Source organism: Caldisericia bacterium (assembly GCA_026414995.1).
In the GTDB taxonomy this organism is placed as follows: Bacteria; Caldisericota; Caldisericia; order B22-G15; family B22-G15; genus JAAYUH01.
In genome coordinates, this window is sequence record JAOAHY010000004.1 from 1 (window position 1) to 14,166 (window position 14,166).

At 27.3% G+C, this 14,166-nt stretch carries 14 protein-coding genes and 2 riboswitches; all 14 genes read left to right on the forward strand.

The features are described from left to right. Positions 1-186 precede the first annotated feature (186 nt). A riboswitch (cyclic di-GMP riboswitch) is annotated at positions 187-273 on the forward strand. 9 nt (positions 274-282) lie between these two features. Next, positions 283-369, forward strand: a riboswitch (cyclic di-GMP riboswitch). Positions 370-451: 82 nt separating this feature from the next. Beyond that, entirely contained in the window at positions 452-1,780 is a 1,329-nt protein-coding gene (locus tag N3D74_02295; GenBank protein ID MCX8095009.1) for a M6 family metalloprotease domain-containing protein, read from the forward strand. A gap of 71 nt (positions 1,781-1,851) precedes the next feature. Continuing rightward, positions 1,852-2,574, forward strand: coding sequence for an N-acetyltransferase (locus tag N3D74_02300; protein ID MCX8095010.1), 723 nt, complete (start codon positions 1,852-1,854; stop codon positions 2,572-2,574). An 89-nt stretch (positions 2,575-2,663) separates the two neighbouring features. Continuing rightward, a complete protein-coding gene (gene rbfA / locus N3D74_02305) occupies positions 2,664-3,038 on the forward strand; it encodes a 30S ribosome-binding factor RbfA (protein ID MCX8095011.1) in 375 nt (124 codons plus the stop codon). Next, entirely contained in the window at positions 3,010-3,948 is a 939-nt protein-coding gene (locus tag N3D74_02310) for a bifunctional oligoribonuclease/PAP phosphatase NrnA (protein MCX8095012.1), read from the forward strand. The genes rbfA and N3D74_02310 overlap by 29 nt, the downstream gene beginning before the upstream one ends. Beyond that, positions 3,945-4,862, forward strand: coding sequence for a tRNA pseudouridine(55) synthase TruB (gene truB / locus N3D74_02315; GenBank protein ID MCX8095013.1), 918 nt, complete (start codon positions 3,945-3,947; stop codon positions 4,860-4,862). The genes N3D74_02310 and truB overlap by 4 nt, the downstream gene beginning before the upstream one ends. Further along, positions 4,849-5,574, forward strand: coding sequence for an FAD synthetase family protein (locus N3D74_02320; protein ID MCX8095014.1), 726 nt, complete (start codon positions 4,849-4,851; stop codon positions 5,572-5,574). Before truB ends, N3D74_02320 begins: the two co-directional genes overlap by 14 nt. Before the next feature lie 74 nt (positions 5,575-5,648). Then, positions 5,649-8,237: a valine--tRNA ligase gene (locus N3D74_02325; protein ID MCX8095015.1), complete on the forward strand. Its 2,589-nt coding sequence runs from the start codon at positions 5,649-5,651 to the stop codon at positions 8,235-8,237. After that, complete coding sequence (locus tag N3D74_02330; GenBank protein ID MCX8095016.1) at positions 8,238-9,563, forward strand: bifunctional folylpolyglutamate synthase/dihydrofolate synthase; 1,326 nt, start codon at positions 8,238-8,240, stop codon at positions 9,561-9,563. Between the two features lie 9 nt (positions 9,564-9,572). Then, positions 9,573-10,121: a zinc ribbon domain-containing protein gene (locus tag N3D74_02335; protein ID MCX8095017.1), complete on the forward strand. Its 549-nt coding sequence runs from the start codon at positions 9,573-9,575 to the stop codon at positions 10,119-10,121. Then, positions 10,122-11,444, forward strand: a complete 1,323-nt coding sequence (rsxC, locus tag N3D74_02340; protein ID MCX8095018.1) for an electron transport complex subunit RsxC — start codon at positions 10,122-10,124, stop codon at positions 11,442-11,444. It abuts the gene before it with no gap. 11 nt (positions 11,445-11,455) lie between these two features. After that, complete coding sequence (locus tag N3D74_02345) at positions 11,456-12,430, forward strand: RnfABCDGE type electron transport complex subunit D (protein MCX8095019.1); 975 nt, start codon at positions 11,456-11,458, stop codon at positions 12,428-12,430. Beyond that, complete coding sequence (locus tag N3D74_02350; GenBank protein MCX8095020.1) at positions 12,427-12,984, forward strand: RnfABCDGE type electron transport complex subunit G; 558 nt, start codon at positions 12,427-12,429, stop codon at positions 12,982-12,984. Before N3D74_02345 ends, N3D74_02350 begins: the two co-directional genes overlap by 4 nt. Then, a complete protein-coding gene (rsxE, locus tag N3D74_02355; protein MCX8095021.1) occupies positions 12,985-13,584 on the forward strand; it encodes an electron transport complex subunit RsxE in 600 nt (199 codons plus the stop codon). It abuts the gene before it with no gap. After that, positions 13,585-14,160 carry an electron transport complex subunit RsxA gene (locus N3D74_02360; protein ID MCX8095022.1) on the forward strand — a complete coding sequence of 192 codons (576 nt, stop codon included), beginning with the start codon at positions 13,585-13,587 and terminating at the stop codon, positions 14,158-14,160. The last annotated feature ends 6 nt before the right edge of the window (positions 14,161-14,166 follow it).

The window sequence follows — 14,166 nt, forward strand, 5'->3', positions numbered from 1 at the left end:
AAGGTAAAGATCCACTTCCAAGAGATGTTATAGTAAGAATAATTAGAAAAGAAGTGCCATAAAAAGATTTGTAAAAAAATATTGAAATTTTAGGGAGATCATAAATTGATCTCCCTTTTTTAATATCTCTTGACAAAATTTAAAAATATGCTATAAAACTATTGGTAATTGACAATTAGGTAGGTTTTAGTACCAAGAAGCGATGAACCTTTGATCCCAATTTGGGCGTCATGGGACAAAGGGGAGCTAGTGACGCAACCGGCTTGGTATTTTTAATTTGGTACTAAACCAAGAGGCGTTGAACTCTTCACTCCAATATGGGCGCCAGGGAGGAAGAGTGAGCCAGTGGCGCAACCGGCTTGGTTTGTTTATTTTATAACAAACCACTTCAAAAATATTACCACTGGGAAAGCCTCTAACATGCTGGCGTTAGTATGTTTAGAGGTGTAAGTTGAGAAAAAAACTCAATAAATTTTTGCATGTCAAAAACAAAAAAACAATCTTCATAATCATATTTATTATCTTATTTATAAACTTCTTCTATTTGAATTCATTAAAAAACTCACAAATATATGGATTTGAAAAAGATAGTTATATAATTTTAAAACCAATAGTTTTACTTGTTGAATTTCCTGATTTAAAATCTAATTCAACAATTTCTACTCCAGAATATTATCAAAAAACACTTTTTGATAAAAATAATAAAAGTCTTTATGATTATTTTCAAGAAAATTCAAACAAAAAACTTGAGATTTTAGGAAAAGTTTATTTAAACAAAAATTCAGAATCAAAATGGTTTGTTGCTCCAAGAAATTATGATTTTTACGAAAATAATAGTTTTGGTATGGGTAAATATCCAAATAATACTCAAAAATTATTAGAGGATATAATAAACATAACTGACGAAATAATAGATTTTTCTCAACATGATGGAAATAATGATGGATTTGTTGATGGAATAATAATTATTTATGCTGGTTCATCAATTTCAACAAGTGATACAAAAAGAATTTATCCACACTCATGGTCTGTATCTTCTTTAATAAAAGATAAGATAAAAATTTCAAAATATGTTGTAATATCAGAGTATAAAAATAAACCAGGAGATTTCGTTATAGGTCCTTTATGTCATGAATTAGGACACCTCTTAGGAGGTATTGATTTATATGATTTAGATTCACATAAAAATTTTTACTATGATGGACATGTTTCAAATGGTTTAGGAAAATGGAGTATAATGGCTTATGGAATTTGGGGTAAAAAAGATATAAGAGGTGATACACCTTCACACTTCGATGCTTGGCATAAAATATATTTTGGGTGGATTGAACCAAAAATAATAAATGAAAAAGAAGTATATATATTAATTGAACCTGTGGAAAAAGGCGGTTTTATTTACAAAATAAATATTCCTCAAAATCCTAATAAATATATTTTAATTGAAAATAGACAAAAAATTGGTTTTGATTCAGATTTACCATCTGAAGGAATTTTGATTTATCTGGTTGATGAATCAGTAAAAAATAATTCACTTGCATATTCTCCTTATAAAGATACGCCAAATAAAGGTAATTATAAAGTTTCTATTTTACAAAAAGACAGTTTATTTGAACTTGAAAGAGGAAAAAATTATGGAGATGAAAATGATACTTTCAAAACAGGAGATGAATTTTCTTTGAGAAGTTATTTTAAAAATTTTAATTTATCAATAGAGGTTAAAATTAAAATATTAGAAAAAGTGGATTTATCTTATAAATTAAAAATTGAAATAATTGATTAATTTTCTTGACAATTGATAAGATTAAAATATAATGAAAATATAAAATTTCATAAATTAAGGAGGATTGAGCAATGAGAAAGAATCCACCTGAGAAGGTTACTGAAGATAAGGTGTGTTTTGATGTTTCTGAAATAGAACCAATTTTATCTGGACCATCTCTCCATTTGAAACCATGGAGTCCAAAAGCAATTAAACTCTCAACTGGTGAAACAATGTTAATAAGAGAAGCAAAACTTGAAGAGGCACCACTTCTTTTAACATACTTAAGAAAATTTTTAGATATTGATCATGATTTTTATGACATTGTAGGAGCAAGAGTTTATGCTGAGGTTCTTGGATGGTATAGAAATAGATTAAAAGATCCTTATACTCTTCTTGGAATAATAGATGGAAAAGTAGTTGGTTTTGCCAATGGAAGATTGATGAACAGAGATATCAATATTTCTCTTCATACAATGGCATTTAGACGTGGAGGAAAAATTGGTGCTGTAATGTATTACGCAAAAACATGGTATGCATTTGAAATTTTAGGTAACAAAGAATTTTGGGCTACTTATGAGAGTTATAATGGTTGGAAAAGATGGGGTATTGGAATGGCACAGCCTTCTTATCCATGGCCAGAATATCAACATGAACTTGGTGGTGCAAGAGTCTATTATGTAACAAAAGAATATTGGGATGCAGTTGTAAAAAATTATATTAGAGACATGGTTGGTGCTGATTTTGAAGAACCAACAGAAGACCTGATTAAAAGAAATGAAAATATTTACATGCCAGAAACTCTTGAGGAATAAGGTATAAATTTTTTTTAAAAGACTGCCCCCTATAAAATTAATAAGGGGGCTTTTTTATTTTTATAATCTAAAAATGTTATAATAAAACAATGAAAGGAATAAGACCAGAGAAACTTAAAAAGATGGTAAAAGAAGAAGTATCATTAATTTTAAGAGAAAAGATACAAGATCCAAGAATAAGAGAAAAATATTTAACTGTTACGGATGTTGAGTTTTCATCTGATCTTAAACATGTTGATATTTATATTTATGTTCATAATATAGAAGAAAAAGAATTAGTTTTTGCAGGATTAAAATCTGCATCAAAATTTATACAAGAAGAAATTGGAAAGGATTTAAGATTAAGATATACTCCAATTGTTCACTTTAAGGAAGACAAAACACTTGATAGAGGAATGAAGGTAATCGAAATTCTAAATAAAATAAAAGAAAAAGATGAAGAAGATAATAGAGACAATAAATAAACATAAAAAATTTCTTCTCATTTCACATGAAAACCCAGATGGAGATGCGGTTGGTTCTGTTTTAGGACTCTATTTTGGTTTAAAAAAAATTAAAAAGTTAGTTTTTCCAGTACTTCCAGATCCGGTTCCAAAAATTTATTCATTTTTAAAAGGTACAGAAAATATTAATAATGATTTTGAATTAGATGATATTGAAGTTGCAATAGTTCTTGATTGTGCTGATATAGGAAGAGTAGAAAATTTAAAAAGAAAATTAACCAAAATTCCTAAAAAGATCAATATTGATCATCATCCATCTAATTTTTCTTTTGGTGAAATAAATTATATTGATCCAAAATCTTCATCAACCTCAGAATTAGTTTTAAAGATTCTTAAAAGATTGAATATTGAAATTGATAAAGATATTGCATATGCACTTTATACTGGTTTAATGACGGATACAGGAGGGTTTAGATTTGCAAATACAAATTTAAATACATTTAAGGCAGCAACATTTCTTGTAAAAAAAGGAGCAAATCCATTTTATATTTCAGAGATGGTTTATAGTATGAAACCTTTAAAGGCTCTAAAACTTCTTGGAAGAGCACTTGAAAAACTCAAAAAAGAGAATGGAATAATATATTCAATTTTAACTCTTGAAGATTTTAAAGAGTTTGGAGCAGAAGAAGAAGATGCTGAAGGAATTGTTGAATATCTAAATAAATCAAATGAAGCTAATATTTCAATTTTATTTAAACAGAAAAATAATGGATTTTATAAAGTTAGTTTGAGAAGCAAAGGAGATAATGATGTTAAAAATATTGCATTAAAATTTGGTGGGGGAGGTCATATGAATGCAGCTGGTTTTGATATAAAAGATGATCCCAAGATTATTCTTGAAAAAATAATATTGGAGTTAAAAAATAAATGAAAGATATCTTAAGTGGAATTATAAATTCATTTAAACCACCTGGAATAACATCTTTTCAATTTATGAATACAATTAAGAAGTTATGTAAGTTTAAAAAAGTAGGACACGGTGGAATTCTTGATTTTATGGCACAAGGTGTTTTACCGATACTTATAGGAGAAGCAACAAAATTAACACCTCTTTTGTTTCTTTTACCAAAAGAATATGAAGGAGAAATAACATTTGGAATAAAAACTGATACTGACGACATTTGGGGAAATGTTTTAGATAAAAAAGATTCATCATTTATTAATTATGAAATAATAAATAAAATAAAAAATGAGTTTATTGGAAGATTAACTCAGGTGCCTCCCAAATACTCTGCAAAAAGAGTATCAGGACAAAGAGCATATGAATTAGCAAGAAGAGGAGAGACAGTTGATTTAAAAGAGAAAGATATAGAAATATATCAATTTGAGATTTTAGATTTCGAAGAAAGTGAATTTCCAAAATTAAAAATTAAAGTCCTTTGCTCATCTGGAACATATATGAGAAGTTTAGCAAGAGATATAGGCGAGAAACTCGGTACATATGGAACTCTATCTTATTTGATAAGAACAGCTGTTGGAAAACTTGAACTAAATGATAGTTTTCATCTTTATGAAATAGAAGATATTGTTATAAATAACGATTTAAACAAATTAATAATCCCTATTAGTGATTTTCTTGATTTCATTCCTAAGGTTCAACTTCCACATAAAAAACTTAATTTATTTATTAATGGATCTCAGATAAAATATGAACATCCATTTTTAAAGGGCGGTTTTGTACTTGTTATTGATAGTAATTTTGAGGCTATTGGAATTGGAAAATATATAGAGGAGAGTGGAGTACTAAAACCAATTAGAATATTAAAGACAAATGAAAGTATTTAAAGATTTTGAAATATTAAAAGAACCAATTGCTCTTTCAATTGGAACTTATGATGCAATTCATTTAGGACATCTTGAAATAATCAAGAAAATGAAAGAAAAGAGTTTAAAGACATGTATAATTTCTTTTTATCCTCCACCTTTTATTTTTTTTGGAATTGAAAAAAATGTTTTATTTACTCAAGAAGAAAAAATTAAAATTTTTGAAGAATTAGAGTTGGATTTTTTATTTATTATAAATTTTGATGAAAAAATTAAAAATCTTAAATCTGAAGATTTTATAAAAATACTAACTTCAAATTTAAATATTAAATATTTAATTGTAGGAAAAAATTTTAGATTTGGAAAAGACAAAGATGGAGATAAAGAAAAACTTGATAAATTTAGTAAAAAATATAATTTTATTCTTGAATTAATTGAAGAAAAGAAGATAGGAAAAGAAAAAATAAGTAGTAGTAAAATTAGACATCTTATAAGAATAGGAGATATAGATAGTGCTAATAAAATTTTATATAAGAATTATTTTGTTTTTATAAAAAATAAAAATGATAAATTAGAAGTTGACTCTCTTAAACTCTTACCACCTGATGGAAATTATAAAGTTAAAATAAATAAAAAAGATATGATATTAGAAATAAAAAACAGAAAATTAATTCTTAAAGAAAATGTTGATATAGAGCAACCTATTATAGAGTTTTTAAATAAATTAGGTTAAAACTATTTAAATAAAGAGAAATTTTTGTATAATTTCATTTATAAGAGTGAATTATCAATTTAGGAGGACTTTTTATGGATTTAGATAAAATTTATTCACCTAAAGAAGTCGAAAAAGAAATTTATGAGTTTTGGCTAAATGAAAATATTTTTTTTTCAAATAATAATAGCGAAAAAGAACCATACTCAATAGTCATGCCACCTCCTAATGTTACTGGTTCACTTCATCTCGGTCATGCATTCAATTCTACTCTACAAGATATTATGATTAGATATAAAAAAATGAAAGGCTTTGAAGTATTATGGCTTCCAGGAGTTGATCATGCTGGAATTGCAACACAACTTATGGTTGAAAACGACTTAATTAAAGAGGGAATAACTAAAGAAATTTTAGGAAGAGAAAAATTTCTTGAGAAAGTATGGGAATGGAAAGAAAAATATGGGAACAGAATAGTTGAACAACAAAAAAGATTAGGTATTTATGCTGATTGGTCAAGACATAGATTCACAATGGATGCACAATACCAAAAAGCAGTTCTAAAAGCTTTTGTTGCTCTATATAATGAAGGTTTAATTTACCAGGGAGAATATATGATAAATTGGTGTCCAGTTTGTAAAACATCGCTTTCAGATTTAGAAGTGGAACATATAGAAGAAAAAACAAAACTTTATTATATTAAATATCCATTTAAAAATTCAAATGATTATATTGTTGTTGCTACAACAAGACCTGAAACAATGTTAGGTGATACTGCAGTAGCTGTTAATCCAAAAGATGTAAGATATAAAAACTACATTGGAAAAATTTTAATTTTACCAATAGTTGAAAGAGAAATACCATTAATTGAAGATGAAATTGTTGATATGGAATTTGGTACAGGTGCCGTAAAAGTTACACCAGCACACGATCCAATCGATTACGAAATTGGATTAAAACATAACTTAGATAAAATAAATATTTTAACAGAAGACGGAAAAATTAATAAGAATGGTGGAAAATTTGTAGGTCTTTCTAGATTTGAAGCAAGAGAAAAAATAATTGAAGAATTAAAAAATAAAGGTTATCTCATTGATGTCAAAGATTATGTTCATACTGTTGGAATACATGATAGATGTAAAAATTTAATAGAACCATATATTTCAAAACAATGGTTTGTAAAAATGAAACCACTAGCAGAAAAAGGACTTGAGGCAGTAAGAGATGGAAGAATAAAAATTATTCCTGAAAGATGGCAAAAAGTATATGAAGATTGGTTAGTTAATATTAAAGATTGGTGTATATCAAGACAAATTTGGTGGGGACATAGAATTCCTGTATATTACTGCAAAAATTGCAATAAAATGTATGCAAGTGAAAATGAATTAAATATTTGTCCAGATTGTAAAGGAGAATTAGAAAGAGATAAAGATGTTTTAGACACATGGTTTTCTTCAGGTTTGTGGCCTTTTGCAACTCTTGGCTGGCCAGAAAAAACAAAAGATCTTGAATTTTATTATCCAACGTCTCTTCTTGTAACTGGATATGATATACTTTTTTTCTGGGTAGCAAGAATGGTTATGTTTGGTTTATATTTTATGGGGAGAGAGCCTTTCAAACATGTATTAATTCATGGTTTAATAAGAGATGAAAAGGGAAGAAAAATGAGTAAAACTCTCGGAAATGTTATAGATCCAATAGAACTTATTGAAGAATATGGTGCAGATGCTACAAGATTTACATTTTCTCAACTATTTACGCTTGGTGGGCAAGATGTAAATCTTTCAATCGGAAGAATAAAATTTTCAAGAAATTTTATGAATAAAATTTGGAATTCTGGGAGATTTGTTATTAATTTTCTTAAAAATTATAACCCTGAAGAAAAATTTGAAATTTCTTTAAAAAAAGAAGATAAATGGATTTTATCAAGAATGTATGAATTATCAGATCTTGCTAATAAATATATAGAAAATTATGAATTTGGAGAAATAACAAAAATTTTGTTTGAATTTTACTGGCATGAATTTTGTGATTGGTATATAGAATTATCAAAATTTAGAGAGGATAAAACAAATAAGCATGTATTGTTTACAGTTTTTGTAAATTCTTTAAAACTTTTTCATCCCTTCATTCCTTTCATTACTGAAAAGTTATATAAAATGCTTTTATCTAAAGAAAAAACAATTGTTTCATCAAAGTATCCTGAAAAAGAAGATTTTATATTTGATGAAAACTCTATTGAAGAGTTTAAAACTTTCATGGAGATAAATAAAAGTATAAGAAATTTAAAGAGTGTTTTAAATATACCTTTAAAGAAAAAAGAGAAAGTACATATAAAGTTTAATAAAGAGTTTATAGATTATTGGAAAAATTACATTGAGAAATTATCTTTTTGTGAAATTTTAAGTGAAGAAATAAATTTAAAAAGTATTAAAGATATAGTTCAAGGAGCTGAAATTTTTCTTTACATAGAAGAAGATTATCCTATTGAGGAAAGAATAAAAATTATGGAAAAAGAAATTGAAGCACTTAAAAGAGAGATTTCTTCATTAAAAGATAGGTTAAACAATAAAGATTTTCTCGAAAAAGCACCTTCTGAAGTTATAGAAGAAGTTAAAGAAAAATTGACTGATAATGAGAAAAGATATGAATTACTCTTAATGCATATTGATGAACTAAAAGATTAAATGTTCTCCTATTTTGAAGCACTTGAATTTTTAGGTAAAAGAGAAAGAAGAGGAATTAAACCAGGTTTAGAAAGAATAGAAAGATTATTAAATGCATTAAATAACCCACATCTTAATAAAAATATTATTCATATTGCAGGAACAAAAGGTAAAGGATCTACAGCAACTTTTATTACTAATTTGCTTATATCTCATGGTTTTAAAGTTGGGTTATATACTTCACCACATCTTCAATGTTTCAGAGAAAGAATTTCTATAAATAAACAATTAATCGAATCAAAGTATTTTGGAGAAAATATTTTTGAAATTAAAAAAATTTATGAAAATGACTCAAAATTTTCTGATATAGGAGAACCAACACTATTTGAAATTCTAACTGCTTTAGCATTCAAATATTTTGATGAAAACAATGTTGATTTTATTGTACTTGAAGTGGGATTAGGTGGTAGGTTAGATGCAACTAATGTAATCGAAAAATCTTTAGTTTCAATTATAACTACAATAGATTATGATCATATGGAGATACTTGGTAATACACTAAAACAGATTGCTTTTGAAAAGGCAGGAATAATTAAAAAAAATTGTCCTATTGTTGTTTCAAAACAAAGAGAAGAAGCAATGGAAGTTATAATAAATAGATCAAAAGAGTTAAATTCAGAAATTTTTATTGAAGATAAAGATTTCAAAGTATTTAATATAAATTTTTTAAAAAATAAAACTATTTTCTCATATAAATCTAAAGAGAAAACTTTTGAAGATTTAGAATTAAAATTACTGGGTAGATATCAAGTTTCAAATTCATCTTTAGCCATTAAAGCACTCGAAATATTAGAACTAAATGGTCTAATAAAAATAAATGAAAAAAAATTAAGGAGTGGATTATATAATAGTTTTATTGCAGGAAGAGGTGAAATAATAGAAAAATTTGGTAAAACTTTTATAATTGATGGTTCTCATAATGTAGTATCTATATCAGAACTAAAAGAGTTTATAAAAACATATTTTGATTGTGGTAAAATTAATTTGATTTTTGGTGTTTTGGGAGATAAAGACATCGAGGGAATTTTTAGAGTATTGATACCAATAATAGACAAAGTTATTTTAACTGCTCCAGAAGGAGCAAAAGAAAGAAGAGTATCACCAATAAAACTTGGTGAAATTTATAAAAATTTAAATCCAAAAGGAAATATTTTTATAGCAAAAAATATAAGAGAAGCTTTTGAAGAGTCATTTAGATTTTTTGATAATAAACTAATACTTGTAACTGGTTCTTTTTATGTTGCAGGAGAATTTAGAACACTTTTAAATAAATATAATATTTATTAGGAGGTGATTTTGGGAGAAGTTGTGAATGATATTTTTGAACCATTAATTAAATATACAACTTACTTTTATATTGTTCTTATTCTTTTAAATTTGTTGATTGCATACTGGGCATTTCAAGATTCTAAAAAAAGGGGATTTGGGCCATATTTATGGTTACTTTTAATTCTATTTGGCGGTATAGTATTTCCATTTATTTATAAATTAATCTCAAATCCATCCTGGATATTTCATATACTTTCAATACCAATTGGAGGGTTAATACCTCTTTTAATTTATTTATTAATAAGACCACCATGGACTAAAGAAGAACTTGAGATTGATAGGCTTGAAAGAGAGACCTTACAACTTGAAAGGGAATATTGGGCATATCTTCTATCAAGAGAAAAAGCAAAATGTCCTAATTGTGGAGCACCCGTAAGAGAAAATTATCTTATATGTCCATATTGTAAAACAAAATTAAAAAAAGAGTGTATTTTTTGTGGAAAACCAATAGAAATCGATTGGGACATCTGTCCGTATTGTAGTCATGAACAGAAAAAGAAGGAGGAAAAAGAATAGATGAAGACTTTAACATTTAAAAAAGGAGGGGTTCATCCAGAAGAATCAAAATTGACTAAAAACAAAAAAATAGAGGAATTTATAGATATTGAAGAAGTTATTATACCACTTCATCAACATACTGGTGCTCCAAATGAACCACTTGTAAAAAAAGGAGATTATGTTAAAGTTGGTCAAAAAATAGGTGATTCTAAAGCAAAAGTTTATGCACCAATTCATTCACCAATATCAGGTGAGGTTATTAGTATTGAGAATGTTATTTTACCAACAGGCAAACCGTCTCTTGCAATTAGAATTAAAAATGATAAGAAAGAGGAAAAAATTTTTGAACCTAGAACTTTATCTCAAATTGAATCATTATCTAAAGATGAATTATTGTATATTATTAAAGATGCTGGAATTGTTGGAATGGGCGGTGCAGCGTTTCCAACTCATATAAAACTTTCTCCACCACCTGATAAAAAAATTGAATATATGATTATTAATGGAGCAGAATGTGAACCATTTTTAACTTGTGATTATCAATTAATGATTGAAGAAAGCGAAAATATTGTTAAAGGAATAGAAATATTGAAAAAAATTATTGATCCTAAAAAGATATTTATTGGAATCGAAGACAACAAAATTGAAGCAGCAAAAGAATTAGATAGGTTCATTAAAACAAGCAATCTCGATGGTTCTACTGAAATTGTAATTCTTAAAACAAAATATCCTCAAGGGTCAGAAAAACATTTAATAAAAGCAATTACAGGAAGAGAAGTTCCATCAGGAGGTTTACCTTTTGATATTGGTTGTATTGTTCAAAATGTTCAAACAGTATTTGCAATAAAAGAAGCTGTCTATGATGGAAAACCTTCTATTGAAAGAGTTATAACAGTTAGTGGTTCTGGTGTAAAAGAACAAAAAAATTTAAGAGTAAAAATAGGGACTATTTCAGAAGAAATTATAAAGTATTGTGGTGGTGTAACTCAGAATCTTAAAAAAATAATTTTTGGTGGTCCCATGATGGGATTTTCATCTTATACTCTTAGTATTCCTATTACAAAGGGAACATCTGGAATTCTTCTATTTACAGATAAAGAGATAAAAGAATATGAGGAATATCCATGTATAAGATGTGGAAGATGTGCTGATTCATGCCCTATGTATCTTATGCCAATGCTAATCGATGCATATTCAAGAATCGAAGATTTTGATAAGGCAAAATATTATGGTGCATTAGATTGTATTGAATGTGGTGCATGTGCTTATATTTGTCCTTCTAAAAGACATTTAGTCCAAAGCATTAGATTTGCAAAAAGTGAACTTTTAAAGAAAAAGTAAGAGGAGGGAAAATGAGTGATTATAAAGTAATTGTTTCTTCTTCTCCACACATAAGAGATAAATTGTCAGTTTCTAAAATTATGAAAATGGTTTTTTTTGCTCTTCTTCCAGCAGCAATTTGGGGTGTTTATTCTTTTGGAATTCAAGCACTTTTTATTATTCTAACTAGTATTATAACAGCAGTTCTTTCAGAGTATCTATATGAAGTTATAACAAAGCAAAAAATAACAATAGGTGATTGGAGCGCAGCAGTAACTGGTTTACTTCTGGGTATGATAACATCCCCCTTTACTCCATTATGGATTATTGCTATTGGTTCTGCATGTGCTATTATAATTGCAAAACAACTTTTTGGTGGAATAGGATCTAATTTCATTAATCCTGCACTTTTTGGAAGAGCAGTAATATTTTTATCATGGACAGGTATATTAAATAAGTGGGTTGAGCCACAATATAACTTTTTTAAAGTTTTATATAGAAGTAGCGCTACACAAATTATTACATCTGCAACACCGCTTGATCTTTTCAGATCTGGACAATTAAAAATTACCTCTTCTTTATACCTTGATCTTTTCTTTGGAAGAATTGGTGGTTCAATAGGAGAAACTTCTAAATTCCTTCTTATCATTGGATTTATTATTTTAATTTTAATTAGAAGAGACATTATTGATTTAAAAATACCAATTTCTATTCTTCTAACAATTTCAATTATTTCATTAATTTTTAGACAAGATCCTCTTTTTCATATACTATCTGGAGGTTTAATTATTGGTGCTCTTTTTATGGCAACAGATTATGTTACAAGTCCAATAACAAATTTAGGAAAAATAATTTATGGAATAGGTATAGGTGCATTAACTTTTATAATTAGAAATTGGGGAATATATCCAGAAGGAGTTTCTTTTGCAATTTTGTCAATGAATGTAGTAACTCCATTTCTTGATCAACTTAAACCAAGAATTTTTGGAACTGGAGGTAAAAAGTGAATAAAATAATTAAATCTGGATTAACTGTTTTTATAATAGCAACAATAGGCGCCCTTCTTTTATCCTGGGTTTATTCTTTTACCTCTCAAAAAATTGAAGAACAAAAATTTGAAACAATAAAAAGTGCTATAAGTGAAATATTTCCAGATGAATCTAGTTTTGAATTGTTGTCTAATTTTTCTAATAAAGAGATAGGTGGAGGTATAAATATTATTGAAGTTTATAAAGTTGTTCTAAAAGATGAGAATATTGGTTTTGTTATTAGAGCAAAATTCTCTGGTTATGGAGGTAAAATTGAATCACTTATTGGTTATGAAGGTGATAAATGCAAGGGTATATATGTATTAGAACACAGTGAAACTCCAGGATTAGGTTCAAAAATAGTTGAAGGTTCTTTTAAAAACCAATTTATTGATAAAAAATTGAGTGATCCTTTTAAGGTTAAAAGTGATATAACACCTATTTCTGGTGCTACAATATCATCTAACGCAGTTTCAAATGCTGTTAAAAAAATTGGAGTTTTCTATCTTGAAAATTTAAAAGGGAGGCAATAAATGAAAAAAAATCTTTGGAAAGAATTAGCCAAAGGTTTAACAAGAGAAAATCCAATATTGATTTTGATGTTAGGATTATGCTCTGTTCTTGCAGTTTCAACTGATGTTGCAAATGGTGTGGGTATGAGTTTAGGTTTTAGTTTTGTTTTAATAACTGCAGAACTTCTTTCATCTGCATTTAGAAAAATAATTCCAAATGAAGTTAGAATTCCTATTTTTTTAATATTTATTGCTGTTCCAACTACAATTGTTGATTTAATAATGAAAGCCTATTTTCCACCTTTATCAAAATCTATGGGTGTTTTTATACCTTTAATTGTTGTTAATTGTATAGTTCTTGGTAGAGTTGAGGCTTTTTCTTATAAAAGGTCTTTTTCAGAAACTTTAATGGATTCATTAGGAATGGCAATTGGATATTCATGGGTAATTATTTTGTTAAGTGTTATTAGAGAAATTTTAGGGAAAGGAACTTTTCTTGGAAAAGAGGTTTTTTCAAAAAATTTTCAACCAATGTCAATACTATCTTTTCCACCTGGTGGATTTTTCTTAATAGCAGTTTTTATTGCTGTTTTAAATGCAACTTTAAAAAGGAGGAAATAGATGTTAAATAATTTAATTAAAATTATAATTGCTGCAACTATAGTTGACAATATGGTTTTTATTAGATATCTTGCTCTATGCTCTTATGTAGGAATAACAAGTTCAATTGATGCATCAATTGGTATGACTTTTGCAGTTATATTTGTTCAAACACTTGCAACAGCGATAACTTGGATCATTTTCCATTTCTTTATGAAAGGTCTTGAATATTTACAAATAATTGTATTCATCTTTACAATTGCATCACTTGTTCAACTTGTTGAAATCTATTTGAAAAAAAATGTTCCATCTCTTTATAAAGCCATGGGAATTTATCTTCCTTTGATTACAACAAATTGTATGATTCTTGCAGTAACTTTAATAAATATTGACAAAAATTATAATTTCATTGAAAGTTTAGTATATGCAATTGGCTCTGCATTGGGTTATGGTCTTGCGCTTTTGATTCTTGCAGGTATAAGAGAGAGATTAAAGATTTCAAATGTTCCAAAATTTTTTAGAGGATATCCTCTTGTTTTTGCTTCTATGGCTCTTATAGCAATTGCATTTTTAGGGTTTAAAGGTCTAATTAAATAGGAGGAT

Bases quoted from the DNA above. Each gene is read 5' to 3' on its own strand.
- N3D74_02300 (MCX8095010.1), top strand. From the start codon at position 1,852: ATGAGAAAGAATCCACCTGAGAAGGTTACTGAAGATAAGGTGTGTTTT.
- rbfA (MCX8095011.1), top strand. From the start codon at position 2,664: ATGAAAGGAATAAGACCAGAGAAACTTAAAAAGATGGTAAAAGAAGAA.
- N3D74_02310 (MCX8095012.1), top strand. From the start codon at position 3,010: ATGAAGAAGATAATAGAGACAATAAATAAACATAAAAAATTTCTTCTC.
- truB (MCX8095013.1), top strand. From the start codon at position 3,945: ATGAAAGATATCTTAAGTGGAATTATAAATTCATTTAAACCACCTGGA.
- N3D74_02320 (MCX8095014.1), top strand. From the start codon at position 4,849: ATGAAAGTATTTAAAGATTTTGAAATATTAAAAGAACCAATTGCTCTT.
- N3D74_02325 (MCX8095015.1), top strand. From the start codon at position 5,649: ATGGATTTAGATAAAATTTATTCACCTAAAGAAGTCGAAAAAGAAATT.
- N3D74_02330 (MCX8095016.1), top strand. From the start codon at position 8,238: ATGTTCTCCTATTTTGAAGCACTTGAATTTTTAGGTAAAAGAGAAAGA.
- rsxC (MCX8095018.1), top strand. From the start codon at position 10,122: ATGAAGACTTTAACATTTAAAAAAGGAGGGGTTCATCCAGAAGAATCA.
- N3D74_02345 (MCX8095019.1), top strand. From the start codon at position 11,456: ATGAGTGATTATAAAGTAATTGTTTCTTCTTCTCCACACATAAGAGAT.
- rsxE (MCX8095021.1), top strand. From the start codon at position 12,985: ATGAAAAAAAATCTTTGGAAAGAATTAGCCAAAGGTTTAACAAGAGAA.
- N3D74_02360 (MCX8095022.1), top strand. From the start codon at position 13,585: ATGTTAAATAATTTAATTAAAATTATAATTGCTGCAACTATAGTTGAC.